The following is a 26,788-nucleotide window of genomic DNA, read 5'->3' as shown; positions in this document are numbered from 1 at the left end:
GGGAGATGGACATGCAGTACGTTTGCCTGGTCTACGGCGAAGAGAAAGATCTCCATGCCATGACGACAGAGCGGTTGGCCAAGCTCGACGCCGATTCGATGGCCCATGACCGGTCATTGGACCAACGCGGTATGCTGATTATCGCGCAGGCGCTGCAATCGGTGAAAACCTCGAAAACCGTCCGCAGACGCAAGGGCAAGAGACTTGTCACCGACGGCCCGTTCGCGGAAACCAAGGAGCAGTTGCTCGGGTTCGTCATGATCGAAGCGAAGGATCTCGACGAGGCGTTGGACATCGCCGGCGAGATTCCGCTGGGCGAAATCGGTTCCATCGAGGTGCGCGCGATCTACAACGTGCCGGGGTCATAATTCCCTGTCATGCGTTGCGGTCACTTGGAAACCGAGGACGTTCGGTCGAGCGAACGTCCTCGTTTTGCCGGCCTCAACTCTTGCGTGTTGAAGCGAGCCACGAGTTCTCCTATCGTCGCCCAGGACTTTGGGGGATTTGGACATGCCTTTCCTGATTGCTGTCCTTGGCGTGCTCGGAGCGGCGGCGTTGTGGTGGTACCGGATGAAGGCCATGAACGACGCCGCGCGCGAGGTCGCCGACGTCGTCGGGCGCGTGCAAGGCAACATCAGGCGCAAGAAGCTGCGCAAGCAGGCCGCACTCTCGCCGCTGACGGCGATCGACGATCCGGTGGTAGCCGCCGCGACGCTGATTGCATCCATCGTCTCCGAGAATGGCCCTATCCTGCCGCAGCGCGAGGCTGTCATACGGTCGGTGATTTCCGAGATCGCCGACAAGAAGAAGACGGATGAGGCGGTGATCTATGCCAAGTGGGCGGCCTCGCAGATCGACGATGCCACTGTCGTCATCGACAAGCTGGCGCCGTTCCTGCGCGAGCGTCTCGACGTCGCGGAACGAAACGATCTGCTGCAGATGGTGAACCGCGTCGCCCAGGGCGGCGAGCAGCGCCTGCAGATATCCGACCAGAGGATATTGCGCTTGCGCCAGAAGCTCGGCTTCGAGGTCAACTAGCCCGCGACAGGCGATCAGATCGCCTCGCCTTTCAATAGCCGCGGCGTGCCGGCCGAAAGCCCCGACGCCTGGCGGATGAAGAACTCCTTCAGCCGTGGCATGCGTTCGACGAGGCCGAGGCCGATGTCGCGAACGGTGCGCAGCGGGGTGATGTCGTTGGAAAACAGGCGGTTCAGCACATCGGTCGTGATGCCCATCTGCACCGTGTCGAAGCGGCGCCATTGCTGGTAGCGTTCCAGCACGTCGAGCGCGCCGATGTCCTGGCCGAGCCGGTCGGCTTCGACGATCACCTCGGCAAATGCGGCCACATCCTTGAAGCCGAGATTGAGGCCCTGGCCGGCGATCGGATGGATGCCATGGGCGGCATCGCCGGCAAGCGCGATGCGCGGCGCGACGAAGGCGCGCGCGATGGTCAGCCCAAGCGGCCAGGCGCGCGGCTTGTCGGCGACGCGGATTTCTCCAAGCTTGAGGCCGAAGCGCTGTTCGAGTTCATGTTCGAAGACGAGATCGTCGCCTTCCACGAGCGTTTTCGCATCTTCCGACCGTTCGACCCAGACGATCGACGAACGGTTGGTGCCATCCTCGTCGGGTTTCAGCGGCAGCGTGGCGAAGGGGCCGGCGGGAAGGAAATGTTCTTCGGCGCGGCCGTTGTGCGGGCGTTCATGCGCCACGGTGCAGACGATGCCGGACTGGCCGTATTCCCACTTGACCGTCTTGATGCCAGCCATATCGCGCAGTTTCGAATTGACACCGTCGGCGGCAACCAGCAGCCGCGCCGTCAACGTGGCGCCGTCGGCCAGATGCACCGTGATGCCGGCGCCATTGGTCTCAAACCCTTGCACCGCGACGCCTTCGATGATGTCGATACCGAGCCTTTCGGCCTTGGCCCGCAAGGCGCCGTTCAACGCCCTGTTGGCGACCATGTGCGCGAAGGGTTCGCCCGGCGCCACCTCGCCGCCGAAGGTCAGGAAGACCGGGCGCACCGGATCGGCGCTGCGTGAATCGGTGATGATCATCTCGGTGATCGCCTGCGCCCGCGGCGCGATCTCGGCCCAGACGCCGAGCTGGTCGAGCATGCGGCAGGCGGCCGCGGCGATGGCCGAGGCGCGGCCATCCCTTTGCCAGGAACCGGCGGGCGCCGCATCGACCAGCGCCACGGCAAGGCCCGGTCGGGCCTGCTTCAGCGAGACGGCGGCGGCCAGGCCGACATAGCCGGCACCGGCGACGAGGACATCGAGCCCGGATCTGGTCTTGGCGTCCGCCTTGCGTTCCATTGTCCTGGCTCCTTGCGCGCCGACCGGGGCCCTGCGCCCTTGACGGCTCGTTCTTCCTGTCGGAAACCGCCATAGCAATTTTGCGGCGAGGTCACAAAACATGACGGCGGCGATCGACGAGCTTCTGCACATTCTCGATCTCGAAAGGCTGGAACACAATCTGTATCGTGGTCGCAGCCCCCAGGTGGAATGGCAGCGCGTGTTCGGCGGCCAGACCATCGCACAGGCGCTGGTGGCGGCGCAGCGGACGGTCGAGCCGGACCGTTTCGTGCATTCGCTGCATGGCTATTTCATGCGGCCGGGCGACATCAAGGTGCCGATCATCTACGAGGTCGACCGCATCCGCGACGGCGGCTCCTTCACCACGCGGCGCGTGCTGGCGATCCAGCACGGACAGGCGATCTTTTCGCTGGAAGCTTCGTTCCAGGTCGACGAGAAGGGGCTCGAGCACCAGTTCGCGCTGCCCGACGACGTGCCGCCGCCGGAAGGTCTGAAGACGCAGCGCCAGCTGCTCGAAACGGCCGACCGGGTGCCGGAGGCGGTGCGACGCTTCTGGGCGCGCGAGCGGCCGCTGGAACTGCGACCCGTCAATCTCCAGCACTATGAAAGCCGCGACAAGCTGCCGCCCCGGCAGAATGTCTGGATCCGTCTTGCCGGCCCGGTTCCCGACGATCGCACACTGCAGTCGGTGCTGCTCGCCTATCTCTCCGACATGACGCTGCTCGACACCTCGACCTTCGCGCATGGGCGCGGCCTGTTCGATCCCGACATCCAGGCCGCCAGCCTCGACCATTCGATGTGGTTCCACCGGCCGCATTCGCTCGGCGGCTGGCTGCTCTATGCGCAGGACAGTCCCTCCAGCTCTGGATCGCGCGGTTTCAGCCGCGGCACGCTCTATGCCCGTGACGGCACGCTGATCGCCTCGATGGCCCAGGAGGGGTTGATCCGGCTCAAGCGTTGAGCATCGCGAGTCTTGTTTGAGCAAGATTCTTTCCGAAAGCCGGTTCCATAGTTTGTAGTCATGCCCAAAGCCGGCAAAGTAGGCAATTTTGCAAAAATGCCTATTTTTTAATCAGATGGTGCGCCGCACACGCAGGCACCTGCCGGCCCCGGCCGCTCCAATCCCTTTGTTTACAGTGGGTTAACACCCTGCTTCGGCAGTTGGCACGGAGCTTGAATCCTTGGGAGCACTCTCCGGCTCTTTGGGATCGGTGAAGGTGTGCAAACGCGGGGGACCGCAACAGCAAAGGGTGAAACCTTATGAAAATCGTGATGGCAATCATCAAGCCGTTCAAGCTGGACGAGGTACGCGAAGCGCTTACCGCCGTCGGCATCCAGGGCCTGACCGTCACCGAAGTCAAAGGCTACGGGCGTCAGAAGGGACATACCGAAATCTATCGCGGGGCGGAATACGCGGTCTCCTTCCTGCCGAAGATCAAGATCGAAGTCGCGGTCGCGGCAGACATGGTCGACAAGGCCGTCGAAGCCATCACCGCCGCGGCCAAGACCGGCCAGATCGGCGACGGCAAGATCTTCGTCTTCGGCATCGACCAGGCGGTGCGCATCCGTACCGGCGAAACAGACACCGACGCGCTCTGAGCGGCGAACACGTATTCCAATGGAGAGTTCAATGAATATTCCTTCCACCTTGAAGACGACGGGAAGGGCGGCCCTGCTGGGCTCGCTCGCTCTTGCAGCGTTGGGCAGCGTCGCCGCCTTCGCGCAGGAAGCCGCACCCGCTGCCGCGGCTGCCGCGCCGGCGGCCACTCCAGCCCCGGTGCTCGATACCGGCAACACCGCCTGGATGCTGACCTCGACGGCGCTGGTGCTGATGATGACCATCCCGGGCCTGGCGCTGTTTTACGGCGGCATGGTGCGCAAGAAGAACGTGCTCGCCACCATCATGCAGAGCTTCGCCATCACCTGCCTGGTGACGGTGCTGTGGTTCATGTTCGGCTATTCGCTGGCCTTTTCCGACGGCGGCGGCATGAATGCCTATCTCGGCGGCACCTCGAAATTCTTCCACCACGGCATCACCACGGCCAGCCTGTGGCTGCCGGGTGTGGCCAACATCCCTGAATTCGTCTTCTCGATGTTCCAGATGACCTTCGCCATCATCACGCCGGCGCTGATTGCCGGCGCCTTCGCCGAGCGCTTCAAGTTCTCGGCACTGCTGATCTTCATGGCGCTGTGGCTGCTGATCGTCTACGTGCCGATCGCGCATTGGGTCTGGGGCGGCGGCTTCCTCGGTACGGCTGGCGTTCTCGACTTCGCCGGCGGCACCGTCGTCCACATCAATGCCGGTGTCGCGGGCCTCGTCTGCGCGCTGGTGCTCGGCAAGCGCGAAGGCTATGGCACCACCAACATGGCGCCGCATAACCTCGTCTATTCGGTCATCGGCGCATCGCTGCTGTGGGTCGGCTGGTTCGGCTTCAACGCCGGTTCGGAACTGGCGGCCGACGGCCTTGCCGGTGCCGCCATGCTCAACACCCAGGTTGCCACCGCCGCTGCGGCATTGGCCTGGATGTTCGCCGAATGGATCATCGCCAAGAAGCCTTCCGTGCTCGGCATCATCTCGGGCGCCGTCGCCGGCCTCGTCGCGGTGACGCCGGCGTCCGGCTTCGTCAACCCGACCGGCGCCTTCATCGTCGGTATCGTGGCTGGCGTCGTCTGCTACCTCTCGGCGGTCAAGGTGAAGCACATGTTCGGCTATGACGACTCGCTCGATGCCTTCGGCGTGCATGGCGTCGGCGGCGTGGTCGGCGCCCTGCTGACCGGCGTGCTTGCCGACCCGGCGATAAACAGCCTCTCGTCGGGCGCTTCGCTCGGTAAGCAGATCTACGGTGTCGCCGTCACCATTGTTTGGACGGCGGTCGCCACCTTCGTCATCCTCTACGTCGTCAAGGCGCTGGTCGGCCTGCGTCCGTCGACCCAGGAAGAGGTCGAAGGCCTCGACATCTCCCAGCATGGCGAAGTGGTGCCATAAGGCATCCTTGCCAAGGGACCGGCGGAAACCTCCTCCCGCCGGTCCCTTATCTCCACGCAATTGCGGACGGAAAACCGCGAAAGCACTTTTCCTGGAATTGTTTTGAAAGCATCCCGTCGTGACGCTCCCACAAGGAGCTCACGCCTTGAGGCCCGGATCGCTCCGGGCCTCTTTTTTTGGCAATTCCTTCTGGTGAAGATCAACTTCGCGCAATCACGTTCGCGTGAAGCGGATTTTCGAGGAAACATCGACCAGCCTGTCTCCGAACTGTGGAGGCGACCGTCGTTCTGACGCTCGCGTTTTTGAAACACAGGGAAGGAATTTTCTCATGAACCTCAAGAATATCTGCCTCGGGGCACTCGCGCTTTCCATGGTCAGCGGCTTTGCATTTGCCGGCGCACTGGACGAGCCGGACAACCTGGCGCCGTTCTTCACCGATTCCAGCATGAAAACCATGAAGCCGATGGCGGAATTCAAGACAGCTTTCATGGCCATGCCGAAGGAGAAGCAGGACGCCATGATGAAGGAATGCCAGGATGCTGCGATGAGCAAGCCGCACGCCGAGTTCTGCGCCAATGTGAAGATGCTCGGCGGCGCCAACAAGTAACACGCGGCCCGACCCGACGAATGGATGGCAGGCCAGGGCGCCCGCCATTTTCATGTGGTGCGGACACTGGAGGTATCGATGTCAAAAGGACGGTCGCCGCAGCCTTATAGTTAATGCGCCCTTAACCTTCCCACGCCTAGTCTGGCATCCGAATCTGCCGGAGTGCGTCATGCGCTCGGGCCAGGGAATCACTGACGGGGAAGAGCATGCGTTCAGGGGCTTCAGCACCGCTCGCGCTGACCGATACGGGGCACGGCATCCACGCATTCGCGCGGCGCCAGGTCGGCCGTCTGGTCGGCGCTGGCCTGTTCGCGTTCACCGCCTTCGCCGTCGCAAGCCTCGCGACCTGGAACGTCGCCGACCCGAGCTTCTCGCACGCCACCGCCAACATCGTCACCAACGCCATGGGTTATGCCGGCGCCGTCTTCTCCGACCTCGCCATGCAGTTCTTCGGCCTTGCCGCGGTCGCCGCGCTGGTTCCTGCCGTTATCTGGGGCTATCTCCTGTTTTCGGCGCGCGGCGTCGACAGGCTGCCCAAGCGCGGGCTGTTCTGGTTCGGTTTCGCGCTGCTCGCCGCCGCGATCGCGGGCTGTATCGTTCCGCCCAAGACCTGGCCGCTGCCCACCGGCCTCGGCGGCGTCTTCGGCGACATGGTGCTCAAGATTCCCGGCGTCCTCATCGGCGGATATCCGACCGGGCTGATCGCCAGCGTGCTCGCCATATTGCTGGCGGCACCCGCGCTCTGGCTGTTCGCCTATGGCGCGGCGCTGATCGGGCGCAAGAACGGCTTCGCCGTGATGGAAGAACCGGCCACCGCGGACCCGCGCGAGGACGAGCTTCTGTTCGACAATGACGAGGACGAGGGCGACGAAGGCATACTGGCGCTCGGCGCGATCACCCATTGGTGGCTTTCGTTCCGCGCCTGGATGCATCGTCGCGCTGTGCGCCGCAGGCAGGAGCGCGACGAGTTCGAACCGGAGATGGAGCCGCGCGCCAGCGCCTGGCGCCGTGCCGCCGAACGAGTCGAGTCGGCCGAATTCGCCGAATCCCGCATGAGCCAGGACGGCCGCGCCCGTGTCGAGCCGGAATTCTTCGCCGCCATGGTCAACGACCGCGGTGTTTCCGTCGATCCGGCCGACGACGATGTCTTCGGCCGCGACGACGAGGACATGGATTTTGACGACGAGCCCGTCGCCCAGCGGCGTGCCCCGACGGCCAAGGTCCAGCAGTTCCGTTCCGATGCCGCCACCCGGGTCGAGGCGCCCGCGGCGCGACCCGTGCCGGGCGCCCGCGTCCAGCGCGAGGCGCAGACCTCGCTGATCGGCTCGGACACGTTCGAAATGCCGTCGCTGCATTTCCTGTCCGAACCGAAGAATGTCGCGCGCGACCCAAGTCTTTCCAAGGACGCGCTGGAACAGAACGCGCGCCTGCTCGAAGGCGTGCTGGAGGATTTCGGCGTCAAGGGCGAAATCATTGCCGTTCGCCCGGGTCCGGTGGTCACCCTCTACGAGCTTGAACCGGCGCCGGGCATCAAATCGTCGCGGGTCATCGGCCTTTCCGACGACATCGCCCGCTCGATGAGCGCGATTGCCTGCCGCGTCGCCGTCGTACCGGGCCGCAACGCCATCGGCATCGAACTGCCAAACGCCAAGCGCGAGACCGTTTATCTCAGGGAGATCATGGCCAGCCGCGACTTCGAGACCACCAAGGCCAAGCTGGCGCTGGCGCTGGGCAAGACCATCAATGGCGAGGCCGTCATCGTCGACATCGCCAAGATGCCGCACGTGCTGGTCGCCGGCACCACCGGTTCGGGCAAGTCGGTCGCCATCAACACCATGATCCTGTCGCTGCTCTACCGGCTCACCCCGCAGGAATGCCGGCTGATCATGATCGATCCGAAAATGCTCGAACTCTCCGTCTATGACGGCATTCCGCATCTTTTGACGCCAGTCGTGACCGACCCGAAGAAGGCGGTGGTGGCGCTGAAATGGACCGTGCGCGAGATGGAGGACCGCTACCGAAAGATGTCCAAGGTCGGCGTGCGCAACATCGATGGTTTCAACGCGCGGGTGCAGCAGGCCGAGAAGAAGGGCGAAAAGATCTCGCGCACCGTGCAGACCGGCTTCGACCGCCAGACCGGCGAGGCGATCTACGAGACCGAGAATCTCGATCTCGAGCCGATGCCTTACATCGTCGTCATCATCGACGAAATGGCCGACCTGATGATGGTCGCCGGCAAGGACATCGAAGGCGCCGTCCAGCGCCTGGCGCAGATGGCGCGCGCCGCCGGCATCCATGTCATCATGGCGACGCAACGTCCTTCGGTCGACGTCATCACCGGCACGATCAAGGCCAATTTCCCGACCCGCATCTCCTTCCAGGTGACGTCGAAGATCGACAGCCGCACCATTTTGGGAGAGCAGGGCGCCGAGCAGCTGCTCGGCATGGGCGACATGCTCTACATGGCCGGCGGCGGCCGCATCCAGCGCGTGCACGGGCCGTTCGTCTCCGATGACGAGGTCGAGAAGATCGTCGGGCACCTGAAGCTGCAGGGCGTGCCGGAATATCTCGACGCCATCACCGAAGATGACGGCGAGGAGGACGACGAGCCGTCCGGCAAGGGTGGTTCCGGCGGCGGAGGCGGTGGCAATTTCGAGGATTCGGATGACCCCTACGATCAGGCGGTGTCGGTGGTGCTGCGCGACGGCAAGGCCTCGACCAGCTACATCCAGCGGCGTCTGGGCATCGGCTACAATCGTGCCGCGTCGATCATCGAGAAGATGGAAAAGGAAGGCATTGTCGGTCCGGCCAACCATGCCGGAAAACGCGAAATCCTGGTGCCGACCGAGGACGACAAATTCTGACGGTGGAGAGTTCGCGGCAACTTCGAACCTTCTGGCGCGTTCAACCGAGCGATCGCCTCGCCAAACTTCAGCCCAACTGGGGGTTCACGACAGCGACCAAATCAGGAATCAGACGAGAGTGACCGATATGAAAAACGATCTTTCAGCGCTGAGCGATCTTGCCCCGACACGCCGCCAGCTGCTTGGCCTCGGCCTGGTGTTCGCGGGTGCCGCAGCGCTCAACGTGGTGCCCGGATTCGAGCTGCTCGCCTCGGCGCAGGCGGCCGTGCCCGCGGCGGCGCAAAAGATCGCCGACCATTTCTCGGCGGTCAAATCGATGAGCGGCGAATTCGTCCAGTTCGGCCCCAAGGGCGAGCAGACCGGCGGCAAATTCTTCCTGGAACGGCCGGGCAAGATCCGCTTCAACTATGACGGGGCTTCGAATTTCCGGGTGATTTCCGACGGCAGATCGGTTGCCATCCTCAACAAGAGACTGAACACGTCGGATCTTTATCCGCTATCGAAGACGCCGCTGAAGCTGCTGCTCGACGACCGCATCGACCTCTCGGGCAACCGCGTCAAGAGCGTCAAGGAAGAAGACGACCTCACCACCATCCAGCTCTCCGACAAGTCGGTTTTCGGCAATGCGCGAATCACCATGATGTTCGATCCGAAAACCTATGATCTGCGGCAGTGGACGATTACCGACGCGCAGGGCAAGGACACGACGGTGATGATCTTCAACACCAAGGAAGGCGTCAGTTTCGCGCCCGACACCTTCGCCATCGACTATACGGCCAATCGCGAGCTGAACACCAAGACACGGTAGTCTTCGTCGCCTCGCTTGTTTTTCCGGCGTGTGGCTGGCAGTAGTTCGGCGATCTATCGCCGGACCTTGCCGCATGCCCTTTTCGATCGCCACCTGGAACATCAACTCCGTGCGCCTGCGCATGCCGATCATCGAACGCCTGCTCGATGAGTACGCGCCCGATGTGCTCTGCCTGCAGGAAACCAAGGTCCCGGACGAGCTCTTTCCCGAAAAGGCCTTTCGTAAGGTCGGCTATCCCTACATCGCCTTCCATGGCCAGAAGGGCTATCACGGCGTGGCGACGGTGGCGCGGCGGCCGATCGAGGTGGTCGAAAGGCGCCGCTTCTGCGATATCGAGGACAGCCGGCATCTGTCGGTGACCGTGCGGGCCGGCGGCAAGACGATCCTGGTGCACAATTTCTACGTTCCGGCGGGTGGCGACGAACCGGATCCCGAGATCAACAGGAAGTTCAGGCACAAGCTCGATTTCGTCGCCGAGATGAACGCCATCCGGGCCGAACACGGCGAGGTGTCGGCCTCGGTGCTGGTCGGAGACCTCAACATCGCGCCGCTGGAGCATGACGTCTGGTCGCACAAGCAATTGCTCAACGTGGTCAGCCACACGCCGGTCGAGACCGAAAACTTCGAGGCGATGCGGCTGGCCGGCGGCTGGGTCGACCTGATGCGGCTCAACGTGCCATCGGAACAGAAGCTCTACACCTGGTGGAGCTATCGGGCGCAGGATTGGGAGGCGTCCAATCGTGGCCGGCGGCTCGACCATGTCTGGTCGTCGCCAAACCTGGTGCCTGATTTTGCCGGCTACGAAATCCTGAGGGCGGCGCGCGGTTGGGACCGGCCGTCGGACCATGTGCCGGTGATTGCGCGGTTCAATCTGGATTAACGGAGTCGTCGATAAAAGGCGTTCGTCGCGATCCTTCGCGCCAAGCATCGAGTTCTCTCGCGGCAACGGCCTCAACCCGAAAAGCGCGGGGCCAGTTCCTCGATGCGGCGGATCATGTCGTGGAATTCCTCGGAGATGCGCTGGTGGAGTTTGACCGCCAATTCCGGATACTCCTCCAGGATGCGCCGGAACATCTTGCGGCTCAGCCTTATCACTTCCGAATCGATTTCGGCCGAGGCGCTGGTCAGCCGGTTGGTGTCGGCGATCAGCGCCAGTTCGCTGAGCATCGTGCCGGGGCCGACTTTGCCGATCGGGATGCGCTCGCCATTCTGCTCGCGATAGAGCACGATACGCCCGCTGACCACGACATAGGCCGAGTCGGCCACGTCGTCCTCGCGATAAAGCTTGTGGTCCGCCTGCACGAGAGTGGTCTCGGCTCCGAAGGCGAGCAGGCGCAGCTGTTCCTGCGTGAAGCCCTCGAAAAGCCTCACGGCGGACAGGATGCGGATGTCGTCATCCAGCGCCATCTAGCTTTGTCCCCGAACGGTCAGTCCAATCCCTCCTCTGCGGTACGGTCCCTGAATCCCCCTAGGATCGTACCCGAAAGCGGCCCCGTCCAGACCGCCAATTGGATAGTGAAATGTTTAAGGAACCAGCTTGTAGCCGCCGCTTTCTGTCACAAGAATTTCAGCATTGGAAGGATCGCGCTCGATCTTCTGGCGCAGACGGTAGACATGGGTTTCCAGCGTGTGCGTGGTGACGCCGGAATTGTATCCCCATACTTCCTCCAGTAGCACGTCACGCGTCACCACCTTCTGGTCGGCGCGATAGAGATATTTGATGATCGAGGCCTCCTTTTCCGTCAGCCGCACCTTGCCGCCGCGCGGGTCGATGAGCAGTTTCTGGCTGGGCTTGAAGGTATAGGGGCCGACCGAGAAGGTCGCGTCCTCGCTCTGCTCATGCTGGCGCAGCTGCGCCCGGATACGGGCAAGCAGCACCGCGAAGCGGAATGGCTTGGTCACATAGTCGTTGGCGCCGGCCTCGAGACCCAGAATTGTGTCCGAATCGGTGTCGTGGCCGGTCAGCATGATGATGGGCGCCTTGTAGCCGCCCTTGCGCAGGATCTTCACCGCCTCGCGGCCGTCCATGTCGGGCAAGCCGACATCCATGATGAGCAGATCGATCAGCCCGCCGCGCGCAGCGGTGACGCCTTTTGCCGCAGTGGATTCCTGCAGCACGTCGAATTCCTCGTAGAGGGACAATTGCTCGACCAGTGTGCCGCGCAGGTCGTCATCGTCATCGACGATCAGGATGGTACGTGAGGTCATGGATCAATCCGTTGTTTTGAAAAGTGAATTCAGTTGACCGCTGCGTATTTATGCGGAAGCTTGCCGGCACAATAGCCGATCACAGTGATTTGTTCCGTGGCACGATCATACAAGAAAAAACGCGATCGCAATGCAGCCGGCGCAATTTTGGCAAAACGGCTGCGCGTGATGACCGTGCGGGCGCGGCCCGGCCACCCAAGCCAGGGCCTGCTGCAGGCCGGCAAAACGGTGTTTGCGTGCGCGCTGGGGCGTGGCGGCATCTCGTCCGGCAAGCGGGAAGGCGACGGCGCAACGCCGCTCGCTTCGATGCGCATCCTGGCGGGCTATTTTCGGGGGGATCAGTTTGCCGCCGGCCGCAGGACGCGGCTGGCGATGGCGCCGATCGGGCCGGACCTCGGCTGGTGCGAGGTCCCGGACGACCGCAATTACAACAGGCCGGTCAAGATGCCCTATGGCGCCAGCCACGAACGCATGCGGCGCGACGACCGGCTCTATGACGCCTGCCTGGTGCTCGACTGGAACATCGCGCCGCGGCGCCGCGGGCGCGGCAGCGCCATCTTCTTCCACCTGGCGCGTCCCGGCTTCACGCCGACGGAAGGTTGCGTGGCGGTCACCGCGCGCACGATGGCGCGGCTTTTGCCGCTGCTGTCGGACCGGACGGTGGTGAGGGTGGTGAGATAGGGGAATAGGGGAATAGGGGAATGGGGGAATGGGGGAATAGGGAGTCTTCAGGGGCAGCAGACACGCCCAAGCCGCATCATCAATGCTACTCCCCTATCCCTTCCTGTTCCGCTGCCAGCCGATGTCTAGAAGGCCCAGCCGGCCGGTCTCGCGGTCCATGGCGCGGGTGATGTCCTTGCGGGCGGCGCCGATATCGCGCAACTGGCGATCGGATAGATCCTCGACGTTCTGGTGGCCAAGATTGACCGCGACCCTGGCCTGTCGCAGCCAATCGCGGACAGCCGACAGCCAGCCCGGCCGGGCGATGTATGCAGGGTGAAGAACGATGTGAGACATGATGGGATCCGTATTCTCCGGACATCAAATCCGGTTTGATGGTGTTTTGATGTTGCAATCATGCCTGATTGAAAAACAAACGGGAAACGAGTAGTTCTTTTCTCATCATCAAGTTTTATTTGAGGATTGAGGCTCCATGGACCGCTTCGATCGGGCCGCGCGCTGATGGCAGCCCTCTTGCCTGGAACACGGGCGCTCAGGACGCTGGAGGCGGCGGCCCGGCACCTCAATTTCACCCGAGCCGCCGACGAGCTCGGCCTGACGCCCGCCGCCGTCAGCCACCAGATCAAGGAAATCGAGGATCAGCTCGGCATCGTGCTGTTCGCCCGCACCAGCCGCACCATCCGTCTGACGGAAGCGGGCACGGTGCTGTACGAGGCGGCGACCGACACGCTCGACCTGCTTGGCCGGGCCGTGATGCGGGCGCGCAAATTGGCGCGCGGCACAGAATTCCTGAAGGTGACGCTGGACGCGCAGTTCGCGGCGAAATGGCTGATGCGGCGTGTCGAGAATTTCCGCAAGCAGCGGCCGGGCATCGAACTCAGGTTCGACATTGCCTATGGCTTGCGCGATTTCGATCTCGACGACGTCGATGTCGGCATCCGCTTCGGCGCCGGCAAATATCCAGGACTCTGCGCGCATCGCCTGTTCGACAACATCATCATTCCGGTGTGCAGTCCGGGCCTCCTGGCATCTGGGCCGCCCCTGCGCGAGCCGCGCGACCTGTTCAACCACACGCTTGCCCATATCGAATGGGCCCGCCAGGGCGTGACCTGGCCGAACTGGCGCATGTGGATGGCGGCGGCCGGCATCAACGATTTCGACGACAGCCGCACCGTCGTCTTCGGCACGTCCACGGATGCTGTCCAGGCAGCGCTCGACGGCAATGCCGTCGCGCTTGCCGATTTCGCCATGGTGGCGAACGACCTGTCCGAGGGCCGGCTTGTGCGGCCCTTCGAACTCAGCATCAGGGTTGCGCCGGAATTCGCCTATTTTCTGGTCTATCCACAGGCCATGGCAGACGATCCCCGTATCGTCGCGTTCCGCGAATGGATCCTCGAGGAAGTTGCCAGGACGCGGACGGCGGACAAGGTCTAATCTCTTGTCTTATGCATTCCCTAGGGAAAGCGCTACGCGCTTTTCCCGGGAAAACCACGACGCACTTTTTCCTGGAATTGCTCCGCGCTCAGGACCGGGCGTTGTGGCCGAAGATCATCCTTGTGTATTTCTTCCATTTCCATTTCAGCTTCTTGTACAGAAGCGGGTGCTTTTTGCCGGCGACGGAAGTCTGGAAAGCGCCGTTTTCGCTGCCTTGCTCGACAATTGGCCGCTCGAACCACAGCATCTCAATGCCCAGTTTTTCGTCCATCTGCTCGATCTGGTGGTCGATCACGGTGTATATTTTGTGCTGATCGATCCAGGCACAACGGGCTTCGGCGACCGGACGGGTGATGAGATAGGAATCCGCGCACCTGGCATGCAGCGCCGGGTAGAGCCTCTGACCCCTGCGCAATTTCCAGCTTGGCGTGTAGTAATTGCTGCCGTTGCCGAGATAGATGACGGCCTTGCGCGTGGGATTGCCGAGTTCGGCCAGCCCTTGCCGGAATTTGGCGACGAAGTCGCGCGCGAGGAAGACGTCATCCTCGAACACCAGGCAATAGGGCAGGTCGGTTTCGAGGAAGTCGCGCCAGATGCCGACATGCTTCAGCGCCAGAGAGACCTGCGCCGGGTGGACAAAATCGGGAGCGACCAATTCAGCACGAATCTCCGGGGTGATATCTGGCTTGTCCCAGTCCGTGTAAAAGTAGACGGGCACGCCGCGCCGCTCAAACTCGCGGACAATGTGGCGGCGGCGTTCGTCATAGCCATGCTTGACGTGGCAGATCCGGGTGAACACCAGGTCGCGGGGAAATCCGGATTCATCCGTCGTCGTCAAAGCGTTATCTCAACTCGCCGCGGCGCCGAACCAGCCGATCACCGCGCCGATGATCAGCAGCACGCCCAGCCAATGGCCGCCGTCGATGAGGGTCAGGTCCCAGCCGAAATTCTCGTAGCGATGGTTGACCGACAGCGTCGTGGCGACGAAACCCAGCCAAAGCACGAAGCCGAAGATCAGCCCGGCCAGCCAGGTCGGCTCACCACCCGTCATCGCGCCGACGACCAGGGCCATGATGTAGGCCATCAGCAGCTCGGCGATGAAGGAGATGACGAAGGGCAGCGGCGATTTCTTCATCGTCGCCGGATCGAGCTTGACAGCCTTCAGCCAGGGCTTGCTCAACGCCATGTACCACGCGGCGCCGAACAGCCATGCGACGACGGCGGCGGCGACCACCGCGATCCAGTTCACTGCTGAAAAATCCATGAGTTCCCCCTCCTGTGCGGCTTTATGGAAACGCCTGTTCGGCGATGGCGTCAAGCAGTCGCCACACGGTCGTGCGCTTGACTTCGGCATCCTCGAGCGCCCTTGTCACCGGCACCTGGTAGACGCCAAGCGGCTCAAGCCCCGATCGCGGCAGATAGGACCGGCCGGGATCGCCGATCAGGACCTCGGCGCCACGCCGTTTGAGCGCCGAAAACCACGGCATCAGCCGGTCGGCGAAGGGTTTGTCGTAGAAGACGTCGCCAGCCAGGATCACATCCCAATCCGCATCGGTGCCGATACAGTCCGTGCCGAGGAATTTGTTCATGACGCCGTTGGCGTCGCTGTTGAGCCGGATCGCGGTGGCGCAGAACGGGTCGATGTCGGCAGCGGTTATCTCGGCAGCCCCCGCCCTGGCGGCGGCGATGGCGACGAGCCCGGAGCCCGAGGCGAAGTCGAGCACGCGCTTGCCTAGCACCATATCAGGATTGTCGATGACATAGCGGGCGAGGCCCTGGCCGCCGGCCCAGGCGAAAGCCCAGAAGGGTGGCGGCAGGCCGATCTCGACCAGTTCGTCCTCGGTCCGCTGCCAAAGATCATGCGCTTCGTCGGCGAGGTGGAGAAGAATCTCCGGTACATGCGGCGGTGCCATCAGCGCCGTGTTGTCGAGGATGAACTGCCTGGCGCTGTCGGGGGTGAGTGCCGTCACGGCGCGGGCGTCAGGCCGCCCATGCGGCAGACTTCCTTCCATTCGGCCGGGGTCACCGGCTGCACGGAAAGCCGTCCGAGCCGCACCAGCGCCATCTCGGCCAGTTTTGGATTGGCCTTGACTTCTTCCAGCGTCGGCGGGTTCGGCATGTCCCTGACGGCGCGGATGTCGACACACTCCCAGCGCGGATCATCCGATGTGGTGTCGGGATGGGCCAGAGCGCAGACCTCGGCGATGCCGACCACGTTCAGCCCGTCATTGGAATGGTAGAAGAAGCCGAGATCGCCGATCTGCATGGCCTTCATGTTGTTGCGGGCGGCGTAGTTGCGCACGCCGTCCCATTGCGTGCCGGCCTTGCCCTTGGCCTTCAACGCCTCGAAGGAGAAAACCGAGGGTTCGGATTTGAACAGCCAGTAGTTCATTTTTTCTCCTCTCCTTGCGGCCCGGTCGCGGGCGACCGGATTTAACTAGCCGCCGGCTTGTTGAACGTCCAGTTCCACTGGCGGATTTCGACGCTTTCGAACAGGCCGGCCTTGGCATAGGGGTCAGCGGCCGACAAGGCTTGCGCACCAGCCAGATCGGGCGCCTCGACGACCACGAGGCTGCCGTCTGGCTTGCCGTCGGCGTCGAGGAACGGACCGGCAAAGGCCAGCTTCTTGTCGCTGTTCAGCCCTTCGAGGAAGGCGACGTGCTCGGGCCGCGTGTCGAGGCGCACCTGCAGGCTTCCGGGCGTGTCCTTGCAAATCAGAGCAAACAGCATGGTCTTTCTCCTGGGTGGTTGGATCAGGGGATCAATCGTTGGTTTCGGTCTTCAGCGGCCGGGTCATCAGGGCCGTCACGGCCTGGCCGATGGTGATCGTGCCATCCAGTATGGCGGCCACGGCGGCGATGATCGGCGCATCGATATTGCGCTCGGCGGCGATGCGGGCGGCGATCGCCGCGGTCGGCACGCCCTCGGCCAGCGGCAGTCCGGAAAGCGCCTTGCCTTGCCCGAGCGCCAGCCCGTAGGCGAAATTGCGCGATTGCGTCGACGAGCAGGTGAGTAGCAGGTCGCCAAGGCCGGAAAGCCCCATCAAGGTCTCGGGCCTGGCGCCGAAGGCGGCACCGATGCGGCGCAGCTCGACGAAGCCGCGCGTGACCATGGCGGCCTGGGCGCTGGCGCCGAGCCCGGCACCGGTGACGGCGCCGGCGGCGATGGCGAAGACGTTCTTCAAGGCGCCGCCGATTTCGACGCCGATCAGGTCGTCGCTCGAATAGCAGCGCAGGTTTTCAGCCGAGAAACGGGCGGCAAGGTCGGCCGCTAGCGCCTCGTCGCCGGCAGCCACAACCACCGCCGTCGGCAGACCGCGGGCGACGTCGCTGGCGAAGCTTGGCCCCGACAGGGCGGCGACCGCGTTTCGCGGCAGGATTTCCGCGGCGATTGCCGACAGCAAGGCGCCTGTGTCGCGCTCGATGCCCTTGGCGCAAAGCACGAGTGGAATGCCAGCCGGCATATGATCCTTCGCGGCCGCCAGCGTCGCCCGCAACGCTTGCGCAGGCGTCACCGCCAGCACGCAATCGGCCCCAGTGAGCGCTGCCTCGATGTCGCTCGTCGCGTCTACACCGGGCGCGATGGCAATGCCCGGGAGATAGCGCGGGTTCTCGCCACGACCGATCGAGGCCACGGTTTCAGGGTCACGCGCGAACAGCCGTACCGAGTGGCCGGCGCGCAGCATGGCCAGCGCCAGCGCCGTGCCCCAAGCGCCGCCGCCGAGCACGGCGACACGCCAGCCGCTTTTGCCGGGGCCCTCGCTCTTCATGGCTTGATCGGTCATGCCTTGGCTCCGCGCCGGCCGGAGCCGACCATTGGCGTCGAGACGCTATCCAGCGGCCAGCGCGAGCGCGGCACGAAATCGAAGCCGTTCTCCTGCGCCATGCCTTCGCGCAGGCGCTCGATGCCGGCCCAGGCGATCATCGCGGCATTGTCGGTGCACAATTTCAGCGGCGGCGCGACGAAGGTGAAACCATTCTCGGTACATAGCCGCTCCAGCGTCGCCTTGATGGCGCGGTTGGCGGCGACGCCGCCGGCGACGACCAGCGCCGGGTTTTTGGTGCCAGGGAATGTCTTGCGAAAGCGTGCCAGGGCGCGAGAAACGCGGTCGGCGAGCGCATCGGCGACCGCCGCCTGGAACGAGGCGCAGATGTCGGCGACATCCTGGTCGCTCAAGGGCTCGATCGCGGTTGCCGCCTGGCGCACGGCGGTCTTCAAACCGGAAAACGAGAAATCGGGCTGTGCCGAGCCTTTCATCGGCCGCGGAAACGCAAAGCGCGAGGCATTGCCCGACAGCGCCGCCTTCTCGACGTTAGGACCGCCGGGATAGGGCAGGCCGAGCATTTTGGCGGTCTTATCGAAGGCTTCGCCGAGCGCGTCGTCGATGGTGGTGGCCCAGCGCTGGTAGTCGCCGACGCCGCGCACGGCGAGGATCTGCGTGTGGCCGCCGGAGACCAGCAGCAAGAGATAGGGGAATTCCAGGCCGTCGGTCAGCCGCGCCGTCAAGGCGTGGCCTTCGAGGTGATTGACGGCGATCAGCGGCTTGCCGGCCGCCGCCGCGATAGCCTTGGCCGTCATCAGGCCGACGATCAGCCCGCCGACGAGGCCCGGTCCGGCGGTCGCGGCGATCGCATCGATATCGGCAAGCGCCACGCCCGAATCGGCGAGTGCCGCCTCGACGATGCCGTCCAGCGCCTCGACATGGGCGCGCGCGGCGATCTCCGGCACGACACCGCCGAAGGCGGCATGCTCCTCGATCTGGGAGAGCACGATATTGGACAGGATTTTCGGCGCGGCATCGCCCTCCAGCGCCACGACGCTGGCGGCGGTCTCGTCGCAACTCGTCTCAATGCCCAGAACGCGGATCAATTCGTCGCTATCCCAAGAGATTGTTTATGTGGCTATTCCCCATTAGGAAAAGGCCGGCAAGACCTCGATTTCGCTCGGGGGTTATCACGGACCGCGCGCCATGCAAACTTTGAAAATCGGAACACGGAAAATCGGAACACGCGGCAGCCCGCTGGCGCTCGCCCAGGCGCATGAGACACGTGTGCGGCTAATGAAAGCGCATGGCCTTCCCGAGCAGGCGTTTGAAGTGGTGCCCATCTCGACCAGCGGCGACCGTATTCAGGACCGGCCACTGTCGGAGGCCGGCGGCAAGGGCCTGTTCACCAAGGAAATCGAGGAAGCGCTGCTCGACGGTCGTATAGACATCGCCGTGCATTCGTCGAAGGACATGCCGACGATGCTTCCTGACGGACTGGAGCTCTCCACTTTCCTGCCGCGCGAAGACGCGCGCGACGCTTTCATAGGCAAGGCGGTCAAGCGGATCGCCGATCTGCCGCATGGCGCCAAGGTCGGATCGTCGTCGCTCCGTCGCCAGGCGCTGATCCGCCGGATGCGGCCGGATTTCGAGGTGGTGATGTTCCGCGGCAATGTGCAGACGAGGCTGCGCAAGCTGGATGAAGGCATCGCCGAGGGCACCATCCTCGCCTATGCCGGGCTGAAGCGGCTCGGGCTCGAAGGCGTGATCACCGACCTGATGTCGCTGGAGGATTTTCCGCCGGCGCCGGGACAAGGCGCGATCGGCATCGAAACACGCGTCGGCGACCGTGAAATCGAGAACATGCTTGCGGCGATCCATCACGCGCCGACCGGCCAGGCCTTGGCCTGCGAGCGCGCGTTTCTCGCCGCGCTCGACGGCTCGTGCCGCACACCGATCGCCGGCCATGCGACGGTATCAGGCGGGAAACTGTCCTTTGCCGGGCTGATCATCTCGCCCGACGGCACGGAGTGGCATGACGTCCGGCTGGAAGGCGAGGCCGCGGACGCGGCGGAAATTGGGGCTGATGCCGCACGGACAGTTCGCGCCAGGGCCGGCGAAAAGTTCTTCGACGGTTGGCTCTGAAAATGCTTCGCGTCCTGGTCACCAGACCGGAGCCGGGTGCGTCGCGCACGGCGCGAAAGCTGGAGGAGATGGGTTTTGAGCCTCTTCTGCTGCCATTGACGGAGACGATGGCACTGCCGGTCGATGCCAAGGCGGTTCCGAACGATGTGGCCGCCGTTGCCATCACCAGCGCCAATGCGGTGCGCCATGCCCCTGGAGATCTGATGGCGGTGCTGTCCAACCTGCCTTGCCGTGCTGTCGGCAAGAGGACAGCGGAGGCGGCGCGCGAAGCCGGCTTTCTCTCGGTCAGCGAGGGGCCTGGCGATGCCGAGGCGCTGGCCGCGGGCATGGGGATCGCGTTTTCCGGTAGAGCGATCGTCTATCTCTGCGGGCGCGTGCGGTTTCCCGCCTTCGAACAGAAGCTGAAAGCTGCTCACGTCCAGGTCCATGCCGTCGAGACTTATGACACGATTGCGGTGAGCTATTCGGACGAAGCGATTCTTCCGCTGATAGCAGGCCAATCCGTCGATGCGGTGCTGCTCTATTCGGCCAAGGCCGCTGCCGCGATGCAGGTCCTGGCCAGCCGGCCTGCCCTGCAAAAGGTCTTTGAAAAGACGCGGGTTTTTGTCCTTTCCGCGCGCATCGCCGCCGCCTTCGGCGACAGTGCCGGCAAAGCAATCCGCGTCGCCGCACGATCCGACGAGGAGGCGCTGCTGGCACTTTTGCGGGCACGGCCCTGACCCGCGTCATCACACCGCCCCTTTTCACCGCTTGGTGATGTGCTAGACCCTTTCTGAACCATCACGCGCCGCCGGGCGTTGAGACGAAGCGAATTTTGCGGAGCCCATGCATGGTCAAGACGCCGAAGATGCGACACTCGAAAGGCCGCCGCGATCCGGTGACCATCGACCTCGATCCGGGCGCCGTCTCGCGCATCGTCGACGGGGATGCCGCCAAGGATATCGCCCAGACGGACGAGGCGAAGGCCGAGGAAGCAGCGAATGCCTCGCAGCCAGAGCCCCCGGAAGAGCCGGTGCATGCCGATCAGGCGGATCTCGAACCCTGGGAGCATGGCGATGCCGCCGGGCAATCTGGCACGGATTCGCCACCGCATGCCGAGGCCAAGACCGCTGAGCCGGAAATGCCTTATCCCGGTTCGGATACTCCCGCCAACCGCGCCAAGGCTTCCGACTATAATTTTGAGGATGCAACCGCCAAAACCGCCGAGACCAAGGCGGCTTCCGGAAAAGCCGACGCAAGGAGCGAACCGATGAAAGTGCAGCCGAAGCGGGGCGGCCTCAACGGCATCGCCGCCGGCATCATCGGCGGTGTCATCGCGCTGGTCGGTGCCGGCGGGCTGCAATTTGCCGGCCTGCTCGGCGCGCCGGGATCCGCTCCCGGTGCCTCGCTCGCTGGTGTCAATGGCGAGATCGCCTCGCTGAAGAGCGAAATCGCGGACATGAGGGAAGCCGGCAACAACAATGGTGCGTCGGCCAGGGTGGATGGCCTGTCGTCGGGGCTCGACCAGGTCAAGAGCGATGTCGCGGCGCTGAAATCGGCGGTCGAACAGGGCGGCGCCGGCGACAATGCCGGGCTTGCAGCACTTGGCGACAAGGTCAAGCAGATCGAAACCACGGTGGCGGCCCTCGGCAAGGCCGGCAGCACGGCACCGGTCGATCTTGGTCCGCTCAACGAAAAAATGGCGGCTCTCGATGCGCTGGTGAAGTCGACGGGCGAGGCGGCGAAGGCGCAGGAAGGCCGGCTCGCCGCGCTCGAACAGTCGGTGTCGCAGCTTTCCGGCAAGGTCGATGCACAGGCATCGCAGCCGAAGGTCGCGCTCGCCATCGCGGCTTCGGCGCTGAAGGCCGCGCTCGATCGTGGCGCGCCGTTTTCGGCCGAACTCGATACGCTGGCCGCGATTTCGCCTGATGCGCCGCAGCTCGCGACATTGCGCCCCTATGCCGAAAAAGGCGTGCCGACCCGCACCGAGATCGCCTCGCAGATGGATGCGGCCGCCAATGCCATGGTCGCCGCCGCCACGCCGGTCGACCAGGATGCCGGCTTCCTGCAGAACCTGATGTCGAGCGCCGAATCGCTGGTCAAGGTCCGGCCGATCGGTGCCGTCGAAGGCGCCGGCGCACCGGAAACCGTGGCGCGCATGGAGGTTGCGGTCACTCAGGGCGACTATGCCAAGGCACTCAGCGAATATGACACGTTGCCGCAAGCCGTGAAGGCCGCGGGCGCCGACTTTGCCGGCAAACTGAAAGCCCGCATCGAGGTCGAAACCAAGGTCGACGCGCTGATCTCCGGCGCGATGAAGGCATGAGGGCAACACGATGATCCGCCTGCTCGCCTTCCTCGTCGTCGTCTTCGCGCTCGGGCTGGGCTTTGCCTGGCTGGCCGACCGCCCGGGCGACATGGTGGTCACCTTCAACGGCTATCAGTACCAGGTGAGCCTGATGGTGGCGGCGGTGGCCGTCGTTGCCGTCGTCGCGGCGGTGATGATCGTCTGGTGGCTCATCAAGTCGCTGTGGAACAGCCCCTACACGATCTCGCGCTATTTCCGCGTGCGCCGCCGTGACCGTGGCTATCAGGCGCTGTCGACCGGCATGATCGCCGCCGGCGCCGGCGACGGGGCGCTGGCCCGCAAGAAGACCAAGGAAGCAGCCAAGCTGATCCGCTCCGACCAGGAGCCGCTGATCCATCTGCTCGAGGCGCAGGCATCGCTGCTCGAAGGCGATCATGAAGGCGCGCGCCAAAAGTTCGAGAGCATGCTCGACGACCCCGAAATGCGGCTGCTTGGCCTGCGCGGGCTTTACCTGGAGGCTGAGCGGCTGGGCGACCGCAACGCAGCCCGGCACTATGCCGGCCGCGCCGCCGCCGTGGCGCCGCAACTGGCCTGGGCAGCCGAATCGACGTTGGAGGAGCTGACCGCGCGCGGCGACTGGGACGGGGCGCTGAAACTGGTCGATGCGCAGAAGTCGACGCGGCAAATCGAACGCGACGCCGCCAACCGCCGCCGCGCCGTGCTGTTGACCGCCAAGGCGCAGTCGCTCGCCGATAGCGATCCCGCGGCTGCCAGGACAGCGGCGATCGAGGCTAACAGACTGCAGCCGGATTTCGCCCCCGCCGCCGTTGCCGCCGCCGCGGCGCTGTTCAAGCAGAACGACGTACGCAAGGGCTCGAAGATCCTCGAAGCAGCATGGAAGGCCGAGCCGCATCCCGAAATCGCGGAGCTCTATACCCATGCAAGGCCGGGTGACGCCGTGGTTGATCGGCTCAACCGGGCAAAGAAGCTGCAGGAGATGAAGAAGAACCACGCCGAATCGTCGATGACGGTGGCGCGTGCCGCGCTCGACGCGCAGGATTTGTCGACCGCCAGGCGCGAGGCCGAAGCCGCGATCCGCATGGATCGCCGCGAGGGTGCCTATCTGCTCCTTGCCGATATCGAGGAGGCCGAGACCGGCGATCAGGGCAAGGTGCGGCAGCTTCTCTCCAAGGCGGTTCGGGCGCCGCGCGATCCGGCCTGGGTGGCCGATGGCGTCGTCTCCGAGCGCTGGGCGCCGGTATCGCCGGTTACCGGCCGTCTCGACGCCTTCGAATGGCGCGCGCCGATGGAGCGGCTTGGCCAACTGATCGACAGCCGCGATGAGCCGGATGCCCCGGTAGTGGCCATCGAGGCCCCGGCGAGGCCGGAAAAGCCGGTCGACGTGATCGATCATGCCGCCTCGGGCAACGAGGCGACGGGCAAGGACGCGGAAAGCCGCGAGGATCATGTCACCCCGGTCACGGCCGCCGCCTTTGCCGCGGTGCCGGCCGATGCCGAGGCCGTCGAGCCGGCGGAAGAACTGGCGCGCCTGCCGGACGATCCAGGCGTCGATCCGGACGACGAGGCGGAAAAGTCGCCACGCCGGTTCCGGCTGTTTTGATTTTGGGCCGGCCATCGGGCCATTTGGGAATGAATTGATGTTCGAGCGCGTTCTGTCGTTTCTCAGGGATTTGCCGGCTGGCTCCGCCAGCCATACCAGCACGGACGACCCGCGCGTCGCGGCTTCGGCGCTGCTCTACCATGTGATGAATGCCGACGGCGTTCGCCAGGATGTCGAGTGGGAGCGGTTCAAGGCGGTGCTGGCGCAGAGCTATTCGATCAACGGTGCCGAACTCGAAGCGCTGGCCGCCGCAGGCGAGCGCGCCGACAACGAGGCGATCGACCTCTACGCCTTCACCAGCGTGCTCAAGCGCCATCTCGACGCGGAGGGGCGCAAGGCCTTCATCGGCCTGATGTGGGAGATCGTCTATGCCGATGGCGAGCTGCATGAGCTCGAGGACAATACGGTGTGGCGGGTCGCCGAGCTGATCGGCGTCGAGCGCCATGACCGGATCGAGGCGCGCCGCAAGGCCGCGGCCGAGGTGCCGGGCGCCCGCGGGACGTCAAGCGACGAATAGACGGGATCTCGTCCAACGATGCCGCCCAGAACGAGCCCGAGGCCAAAAATCCTGATCATGCTGCATCAGGAGAATTCGAGCCCCGGGCGCGTCGGCCACATGCTGCTGGAAGAAGGCTTCGATCTCGATATCCGCCGCCCGCCGCTCGGCGACGCCTTGCCGGAAACACTGGATGGTCATGCCGGTGCGGTGGTGTTCGGCGGGCCGATGAGCGCCAATGACGAGGACGAGTTCGTCCGCCGCGAGACCAACTGGCTGCAAATCCCGCTCAGGGAAAACCGGCCGCTGCTCGGCATCTGCCTTGGCGCGCAGATGCTGGCCAATCATCTCGGCGGCAAGGTCGAGGGCCATGGTGAAGGGTTGGTCGAGATCGGCTGGTATCCGCTGAAGGCGACCGAAGCCGGCAAGAAACTTATGCACTGGCCCGAAATGGTCTACCAGTTCCATCGCGAGGGCTTTTCGCTGCCGAGCGACGCGATGCTGCTGGCCACGAACGATACCTATCCCAACCAGGCTTTCCGCTACGGCGACAATGCCTGGGGCATCCAGTTCCATGGCGAACTGACCCGGGTGATGATGCAGCGCTGGGTGGTGCGCGGCGCCCACCGCTTCGAGCTGCCCGGCGCCCAGCCCGGCCGCGACCATCTCGGCGGCCGGCTGATCTGGGACATGCATCTGAAGCGCTGGCTCGACGAGTTCTTGCGGATGATTTTTGGCGGACCGGTGGCGCGGTAGAGTCGAACCAGTGCTCTGAGCGGCCAAATCCGGCCGACTTCTGACCGGCGGCTTTCGGCGCGTGAAAATTAGAGCAATTCCAGGAAAAGTGCGTAGCGGTTTTCCGTCCGGAATTGCGTGAAAACAAAGAGTTAGAGCGGTTCGGCGATTCCAACAAACACTGAACCGCTCTAGTCCGAAAAGCTCACGCTCACGCCGCGCTGCCGAAAATAAGCCTGCATCAACTTACGGCCCGAGCGGTTGCTCTGCGCCAATTTGGCAGGATCGAACACCGCCTGTTTTATCCCCTCTCGTGCCAGCGCCGCCTTGAGCGTCGCGATATGTGCGTCGATGTCGGCATTGTCCGCCCGAAGCGACGCATAGATACTTTCGGTCGCCTCGGCCACAGTCGGTTCGCTCACAGGTGTCGTCCTTTGGTTGGTTGGGCGGGCGGCTTAGCATAGATTCGCTGCCCGCCGATACCGATGAAGCCTTCAGTTTCGTCCTTTGAGGTGCCGCACCTTGCGCAGCGCCGGGAACAGATAGGCCCACAAGCCGGCAACCGCGACGGCGCCGACGCCGCCGATGACGACCGCCGGAACCGTGCCGATCAGCGCCGCCATGGTGCCGGCACGGAACTCACCCAATTCGTTGGACGCCCCGACAAAGACCTGGTTGACGGCGTTGACGCGGCCGCGCACCTCGTCGGGCGTCCACAGCTGGATCAGCGTTTCCCTGATATAGACGCTGAACATGTCGGTGGCGCCGAGGAAGACGAGCGCCGCGATCGACAGCCAAGTGAGGGTCGAGAGGCCAAACAGCACGGTGAAAGCGCCGAACGCCGCGGCGGAGCCGAGCATGATGATGCCGGCGTGGTTGCGGAGCGGGTGGCCGGCGAGCCATACCGCGACGCAGATGGCGCCGACACTGGGCGCCGAGCGCAGCAGGCCGAGGCCCCAGGGGCCGAGTTGCAGAATGTCGCGCGCATAGACCGGCAGCAGTGCCGAGGCGCCGGACAAAAGCACTGCGAACAGATCGAGCGAGATGGCGCCGAGCACGATCTTCTCGCTCCAGATGTAGCGGAAGCCGGCAAATAGCGTCTCCATCGTCGGCTTGTCGGTGGCGCTTTGCTGGGCGGGTTTGGGAATGGTGAAGATCAGCAGGCCGGCCACCAGCATCAGCACAGAGGCGACGGCGTATGCGGCTTCGGCCGAGACGCCATAGAGCAGGCCGCCGGCGACTGGACCGACAATCGTGGCCGTCTGCCAGGCGGAGGAGTTCCAGGCAATCGCATTGCCGAAATCTTCCGGCGGCACCAGATTGGCGAACAGCGACGACGAGGCCGGTCCGTAAAAGGCGCGCGCCATGCCGAATAGCGCCAGAACGACGAAGATCGGCAGCGGGCTGACGAGGCCGCGCAGCGTGAAGTACAGGAGAACGAGCGCACAGGCTGCCTCGACCACCGTTGCCAGCGCCATGATCAGCCGGCGACCGAAGCGGTCGGCGACGACGCCAGTGACCAGCACCAGCAACAGCGAAGGCAGGAACTGGACAATGCCGACAATGCCGAGATCGAACGGATCGCGCGTCAGGTCATAGATCTGCCAGCCGACGGCGACGGAAACGATCATGGTCGCGAAGGTGGTGAGAAAGCGCGCCGTCCAATAGCTGAGGAAGGCTTTGTGCCGGAAAGCGGCGTAACGCTGCTCCGGTAAAGTTTGTTCTGGTATCATGAAGATGGGGCCCCGGTTGCTTTGGCATCGGCTGGCGGGGCACTTCCCGGATGGGCGCTGTTCCGGCCAATGGAACTTGGTAAAATTCGGCGCGGATATGCGTCAAAA

Annotated in this window: 30 protein-coding genes; 17 read left to right on the top strand and 13 right to left on the bottom strand. The window is 64.1% G+C overall.

The window, feature by feature from the left end; genetic code table 11:
• Window positions 1-11 precede the first annotated feature (11 nt).
• Entirely contained in the window at window positions 12-368 is a 357-nt protein-coding gene (locus O7A70_RS23025; protein ID WP_027145523.1) for a YciI family protein, read from the top strand.
• Window positions 369-510: 142 nt separating this feature from the next.
• Window positions 511-1,038, top strand: coding sequence for a hypothetical protein (locus tag O7A70_RS23020; protein WP_337142475.1), 528 nt, complete (start codon window positions 511-513; stop codon window positions 1,036-1,038).
• A 14-nt stretch (window positions 1,039-1,052) separates the two neighbouring features.
• Here O7A70_RS23020 and O7A70_RS23015 read toward each other — a convergent pair whose 3' ends face one another.
• Window positions 1,053-2,312, bottom strand: a complete 1,260-nt coding sequence (locus O7A70_RS23015) for a ubiquinone biosynthesis hydroxylase (RefSeq protein WP_337142474.1) — start codon at window positions 2,310-2,312, stop codon at window positions 1,053-1,055.
• A 100-nt stretch (window positions 2,313-2,412) separates the two neighbouring features.
• Here O7A70_RS23015 and tesB point away from each other — a divergent pair, with 100 nt between their 5' ends.
• From tesB to O7A70_RS22980, 7 genes are all read left to right on the top strand, one after another.
• On the top strand, window positions 2,413-3,273 hold the full coding sequence (gene tesB / locus O7A70_RS23010) for an acyl-CoA thioesterase II (RefSeq protein ID WP_337142473.1): 861 nt from the start codon (window positions 2,413-2,415) through the stop codon (window positions 3,271-3,273).
• A gap of 299 nt (window positions 3,274-3,572) precedes the next feature.
• A complete protein-coding gene (locus O7A70_RS23005) occupies window positions 3,573-3,911 on the top strand; it encodes a P-II family nitrogen regulator (protein ID WP_127280023.1) in 339 nt (112 codons plus the stop codon).
• Between the two features lie 31 nt (window positions 3,912-3,942).
• Window positions 3,943-5,298, top strand: a complete 1,356-nt coding sequence (locus tag O7A70_RS23000) for an ammonium transporter (protein WP_337142472.1) — start codon at window positions 3,943-3,945, stop codon at window positions 5,296-5,298.
• A 328-nt stretch (window positions 5,299-5,626) separates the two neighbouring features.
• Entirely contained in the window at window positions 5,627-5,905 is a 279-nt protein-coding gene (locus tag O7A70_RS22995) for a hypothetical protein (RefSeq protein WP_337142471.1), read from the top strand.
• A 206-nt stretch (window positions 5,906-6,111) separates the two neighbouring features.
• Window positions 6,112-8,769: a DNA translocase FtsK gene (locus O7A70_RS22990; RefSeq protein ID WP_337142470.1), complete on the top strand. Its 2,658-nt coding sequence runs from the start codon at window positions 6,112-6,114 to the stop codon at window positions 8,767-8,769.
• A gap of 127 nt (window positions 8,770-8,896) precedes the next feature.
• Window positions 8,897-9,577, top strand: coding sequence for an outer membrane lipoprotein carrier protein LolA (locus O7A70_RS22985; RefSeq protein WP_337142502.1), 681 nt, complete (start codon window positions 8,897-8,899; stop codon window positions 9,575-9,577).
• 73 nt (window positions 9,578-9,650) lie between these two features.
• On the top strand, window positions 9,651-10,457 hold the full coding sequence (locus tag O7A70_RS22980) for an exodeoxyribonuclease III (protein ID WP_337142469.1): 807 nt from the start codon (window positions 9,651-9,653) through the stop codon (window positions 10,455-10,457).
• Window positions 10,458-10,528: 71 nt separating this feature from the next.
• Here the strand turns inward: O7A70_RS22980 and O7A70_RS22975 are convergent, their stop codons facing one another.
• Window positions 10,529-10,984 carry a Crp/Fnr family transcriptional regulator gene (locus O7A70_RS22975; protein ID WP_337107601.1) on the bottom strand — a complete coding sequence of 152 codons (456 nt, stop codon included), beginning with the start codon at window positions 10,982-10,984 and terminating at the stop codon, window positions 10,529-10,531.
• A gap of 117 nt (window positions 10,985-11,101) precedes the next feature.
• On the bottom strand, window positions 11,102-11,785 hold the full coding sequence (locus O7A70_RS22970) for a response regulator transcription factor (RefSeq protein WP_027145512.1): 684 nt from the start codon (window positions 11,783-11,785) through the stop codon (window positions 11,102-11,104).
• A gap of 84 nt (window positions 11,786-11,869) precedes the next feature.
• Between O7A70_RS22970 and O7A70_RS22965 the strand changes: the two genes are divergently transcribed.
• The gene (locus O7A70_RS22965) at window positions 11,870-12,466 is read left to right on the top strand and encodes a L,D-transpeptidase family protein (protein WP_140718558.1); all 597 of its coding nucleotides are present in this window, start codon (window positions 11,870-11,872) and stop codon (window positions 12,464-12,466) included.
• 93 nt (window positions 12,467-12,559) lie between these two features.
• Here the strand turns inward: O7A70_RS22965 and O7A70_RS22960 are convergent, their stop codons facing one another.
• A complete protein-coding gene (locus O7A70_RS22960; protein ID WP_140510211.1) occupies window positions 12,560-12,802 on the bottom strand; it encodes a hypothetical protein in 243 nt (80 codons plus the stop codon).
• A 165-nt stretch (window positions 12,803-12,967) separates the two neighbouring features.
• Here O7A70_RS22960 and gcvA point away from each other — a divergent pair, with 165 nt between their 5' ends.
• The gene (gcvA, locus tag O7A70_RS22955; RefSeq protein WP_337142468.1) at window positions 12,968-13,900 is read left to right on the top strand and encodes a transcriptional regulator GcvA; all 933 of its coding nucleotides are present in this window, start codon (window positions 12,968-12,970) and stop codon (window positions 13,898-13,900) included.
• Between the two features lie 88 nt (window positions 13,901-13,988).
• Here the strand turns inward: gcvA and O7A70_RS22950 are convergent, their stop codons facing one another.
• From O7A70_RS22950 to tsaD, 7 genes are read right to left on the bottom strand one after another with little or no spacing between them, the layout of a single operon-like run.
• Entirely contained in the window at window positions 13,989-14,738 is a 750-nt protein-coding gene (locus tag O7A70_RS22950) for a glycosyltransferase family 25 protein (RefSeq protein ID WP_337142467.1), read from the bottom strand.
• 9 nt (window positions 14,739-14,747) lie between these two features.
• Window positions 14,748-15,164, bottom strand: coding sequence for a DUF1761 domain-containing protein (locus O7A70_RS22945; RefSeq protein ID WP_140510216.1), 417 nt, complete (start codon window positions 15,162-15,164; stop codon window positions 14,748-14,750).
• Window positions 15,165-15,186: 22 nt separating this feature from the next.
• Window positions 15,187-15,912 (bottom strand): class I SAM-dependent methyltransferase, encoded by a 726-nt coding sequence (locus O7A70_RS22940; RefSeq protein WP_337142466.1) that lies wholly within the window; start codon window positions 15,910-15,912, stop codon window positions 15,187-15,189.
• Window positions 15,867-16,292, bottom strand: coding sequence for an EVE domain-containing protein (locus tag O7A70_RS22935; RefSeq protein WP_337107595.1), 426 nt, complete (start codon window positions 16,290-16,292; stop codon window positions 15,867-15,869). The genes O7A70_RS22940 and O7A70_RS22935 overlap by 46 nt, the downstream gene beginning before the upstream one ends.
• Before the next feature lie 41 nt (window positions 16,293-16,333).
• Window positions 16,334-16,630 carry a YciI-like protein gene (locus tag O7A70_RS22930; protein WP_337142465.1) on the bottom strand — a complete coding sequence of 99 codons (297 nt, stop codon included), beginning with the start codon at window positions 16,628-16,630 and terminating at the stop codon, window positions 16,334-16,336.
• Between the two features lie 31 nt (window positions 16,631-16,661).
• Window positions 16,662-17,684 carry an NAD(P)H-dependent glycerol-3-phosphate dehydrogenase gene (locus tag O7A70_RS22925; protein WP_337142464.1) on the bottom strand — a complete coding sequence of 341 codons (1,023 nt, stop codon included), beginning with the start codon at window positions 17,682-17,684 and terminating at the stop codon, window positions 16,662-16,664.
• The gene (tsaD, locus tag O7A70_RS22920) at window positions 17,681-18,766 is read right to left on the bottom strand and encodes a tRNA (adenosine(37)-N6)-threonylcarbamoyltransferase complex transferase subunit TsaD (protein ID WP_181166722.1); all 1,086 of its coding nucleotides are present in this window, start codon (window positions 18,764-18,766) and stop codon (window positions 17,681-17,683) included. The genes O7A70_RS22925 and tsaD overlap by 4 nt, the downstream gene beginning before the upstream one ends.
• A gap of 103 nt (window positions 18,767-18,869) precedes the next feature.
• Between tsaD and hemC the strand changes: the two genes are divergently transcribed.
• The 6 genes from hemC (at window position 18,870) to O7A70_RS22890 (ending at window position 24,968) form a co-directional block, all read left to right on the top strand.
• Window positions 18,870-19,808: a hydroxymethylbilane synthase gene (gene hemC / locus O7A70_RS22915; protein ID WP_337142463.1), complete on the top strand. Its 939-nt coding sequence runs from the start codon at window positions 18,870-18,872 to the stop codon at window positions 19,806-19,808.
• Window positions 19,809-19,810: 2 nt separating this feature from the next.
• A complete protein-coding gene (locus O7A70_RS22910) occupies window positions 19,811-20,527 on the top strand; it encodes a uroporphyrinogen-III synthase (protein ID WP_337142462.1) in 717 nt (238 codons plus the stop codon).
• A gap of 110 nt (window positions 20,528-20,637) precedes the next feature.
• Window positions 20,638-22,113: a COG4223 family protein gene (locus tag O7A70_RS22905; protein ID WP_337142461.1), complete on the top strand. Its 1,476-nt coding sequence runs from the start codon at window positions 20,638-20,640 to the stop codon at window positions 22,111-22,113.
• Window positions 22,114-22,123: 10 nt separating this feature from the next.
• Window positions 22,124-23,716, top strand: a complete 1,593-nt coding sequence (locus tag O7A70_RS22900) for a heme biosynthesis protein HemY (RefSeq protein WP_337142460.1) — start codon at window positions 22,124-22,126, stop codon at window positions 23,714-23,716.
• Window positions 23,717-23,753: 37 nt separating this feature from the next.
• Window positions 23,754-24,233, top strand: coding sequence for a tellurite resistance TerB family protein (locus tag O7A70_RS22895; RefSeq protein WP_140510233.1), 480 nt, complete (start codon window positions 23,754-23,756; stop codon window positions 24,231-24,233).
• A gap of 18 nt (window positions 24,234-24,251) precedes the next feature.
• Window positions 24,252-24,968, top strand: coding sequence for a glutamine amidotransferase (locus O7A70_RS22890; protein ID WP_337142459.1), 717 nt, complete (start codon window positions 24,252-24,254; stop codon window positions 24,966-24,968).
• A gap of 170 nt (window positions 24,969-25,138) precedes the next feature.
• Here the strand turns inward: O7A70_RS22890 and O7A70_RS22885 are convergent, their stop codons facing one another.
• Together O7A70_RS22885 and O7A70_RS22880 are read right to left on the bottom strand one after the other, a co-directional pair.
• Window positions 25,139-25,369, bottom strand: coding sequence for a hypothetical protein (locus O7A70_RS22885; protein ID WP_140510236.1), 231 nt, complete (start codon window positions 25,367-25,369; stop codon window positions 25,139-25,141).
• A gap of 72 nt (window positions 25,370-25,441) precedes the next feature.
• A complete protein-coding gene (locus tag O7A70_RS22880) occupies window positions 25,442-26,680 on the bottom strand; it encodes an MFS transporter (protein ID WP_337142458.1) in 1,239 nt (412 codons plus the stop codon).
• Window positions 26,681-26,788 lie beyond the last annotated feature (108 nt).

Source organism: Mesorhizobium sp. Cs1299R1N1, assembly GCF_037179655.1.
Lineage (GTDB): Bacteria > Pseudomonadota > Alphaproteobacteria > Rhizobiales > Rhizobiaceae > Mesorhizobium > Mesorhizobium salmacidum.
Note: the sequence above shows the minus strand (reverse complement) of the source record. Positions and strands in the feature narration are given on the sequence as shown.

What these genes read in the sequence shown, in the direction of transcription:
- O7A70_RS23025 (WP_027145523.1), top strand. Translation starts at nt 12, where the DNA reads ATGCAGTACGTTTGCCTGGTCTACGGCGAAGAGAAAGATCTCCATGCC.
- O7A70_RS23020 (WP_337142475.1), top strand. Translation starts at nt 511, where the DNA reads ATGCCTTTCCTGATTGCTGTCCTTGGCGTGCTCGGAGCGGCGGCGTTG.
- O7A70_RS23015 (WP_337142474.1), bottom strand. Translation starts at nt 2,312, where the DNA reads ATGGAACGCAAGGCGGACGCCAAGACCAGATCCGGGCTCGATGTCCTC.
- tesB (WP_337142473.1), top strand. Translation starts at nt 2,413, where the DNA reads ATGACGGCGGCGATCGACGAGCTTCTGCACATTCTCGATCTCGAAAGG.
- O7A70_RS23005 (WP_127280023.1), top strand. Translation starts at nt 3,573, where the DNA reads ATGAAAATCGTGATGGCAATCATCAAGCCGTTCAAGCTGGACGAGGTA.
- O7A70_RS23000 (WP_337142472.1), top strand. Translation starts at nt 3,943, where the DNA reads ATGAATATTCCTTCCACCTTGAAGACGACGGGAAGGGCGGCCCTGCTG.
- O7A70_RS22995 (WP_337142471.1), top strand. Translation starts at nt 5,627, where the DNA reads ATGAACCTCAAGAATATCTGCCTCGGGGCACTCGCGCTTTCCATGGTC.
- O7A70_RS22990 (WP_337142470.1), top strand. Translation starts at nt 6,112, where the DNA reads ATGCGTTCAGGGGCTTCAGCACCGCTCGCGCTGACCGATACGGGGCAC.
- O7A70_RS22985 (WP_337142502.1), top strand. Translation starts at nt 8,897, where the DNA reads ATGAAAAACGATCTTTCAGCGCTGAGCGATCTTGCCCCGACACGCCGC.
- O7A70_RS22980 (WP_337142469.1), top strand. Translation starts at nt 9,651, where the DNA reads ATGCCCTTTTCGATCGCCACCTGGAACATCAACTCCGTGCGCCTGCGC.
- O7A70_RS22975 (WP_337107601.1), bottom strand. Translation starts at nt 10,984, where the DNA reads ATGGCGCTGGATGACGACATCCGCATCCTGTCCGCCGTGAGGCTTTTC.
- O7A70_RS22970 (WP_027145512.1), bottom strand. Translation starts at nt 11,785, where the DNA reads ATGACCTCACGTACCATCCTGATCGTCGATGACGATGACGACCTGCGC.
- O7A70_RS22960 (WP_140510211.1), bottom strand. Translation starts at nt 12,802, where the DNA reads ATGTCTCACATCGTTCTTCACCCTGCATACATCGCCCGGCCGGGCTGG.
- gcvA (WP_337142468.1), top strand. Translation starts at nt 12,968, where the DNA reads ATGGCAGCCCTCTTGCCTGGAACACGGGCGCTCAGGACGCTGGAGGCG.
- O7A70_RS22945 (WP_140510216.1), bottom strand. Translation starts at nt 15,164, where the DNA reads ATGGATTTTTCAGCAGTGAACTGGATCGCGGTGGTCGCCGCCGCCGTC.
- O7A70_RS22940 (WP_337142466.1), bottom strand. Translation starts at nt 15,912, where the DNA reads ATGGAAGGAAGTCTGCCGCATGGGCGGCCTGACGCCCGCGCCGTGACG.
- O7A70_RS22935 (WP_337107595.1), bottom strand. Translation starts at nt 16,292, where the DNA reads ATGAACTACTGGCTGTTCAAATCCGAACCCTCGGTTTTCTCCTTCGAG.
- O7A70_RS22930 (WP_337142465.1), bottom strand. Translation starts at nt 16,630, where the DNA reads ATGCTGTTTGCTCTGATTTGCAAGGACACGCCCGGAAGCCTGCAGGTG.
- O7A70_RS22925 (WP_337142464.1), bottom strand. Translation starts at nt 17,684, where the DNA reads ATGACCGATCAAGCCATGAAGAGCGAGGGCCCCGGCAAAAGCGGCTGG.
- hemC (WP_337142463.1), top strand. Translation starts at nt 18,870, where the DNA reads ATGCAAACTTTGAAAATCGGAACACGGAAAATCGGAACACGCGGCAGC.
- O7A70_RS22910 (WP_337142462.1), top strand. Translation starts at nt 19,811, where the DNA reads ATGCTTCGCGTCCTGGTCACCAGACCGGAGCCGGGTGCGTCGCGCACG.
- O7A70_RS22905 (WP_337142461.1), top strand. Translation starts at nt 20,638, where the DNA reads ATGGTCAAGACGCCGAAGATGCGACACTCGAAAGGCCGCCGCGATCCG.
- O7A70_RS22900 (WP_337142460.1), top strand. Translation starts at nt 22,124, where the DNA reads ATGATCCGCCTGCTCGCCTTCCTCGTCGTCGTCTTCGCGCTCGGGCTG.
- O7A70_RS22895 (WP_140510233.1), top strand. Translation starts at nt 23,754, where the DNA reads ATGTTCGAGCGCGTTCTGTCGTTTCTCAGGGATTTGCCGGCTGGCTCC.
- O7A70_RS22890 (WP_337142459.1), top strand. Translation starts at nt 24,252, where the DNA reads ATGCCGCCCAGAACGAGCCCGAGGCCAAAAATCCTGATCATGCTGCAT.
- O7A70_RS22880 (WP_337142458.1), bottom strand. Translation starts at nt 26,680, where the DNA reads ATGATACCAGAACAAACTTTACCGGAGCAGCGTTACGCCGCTTTCCGG.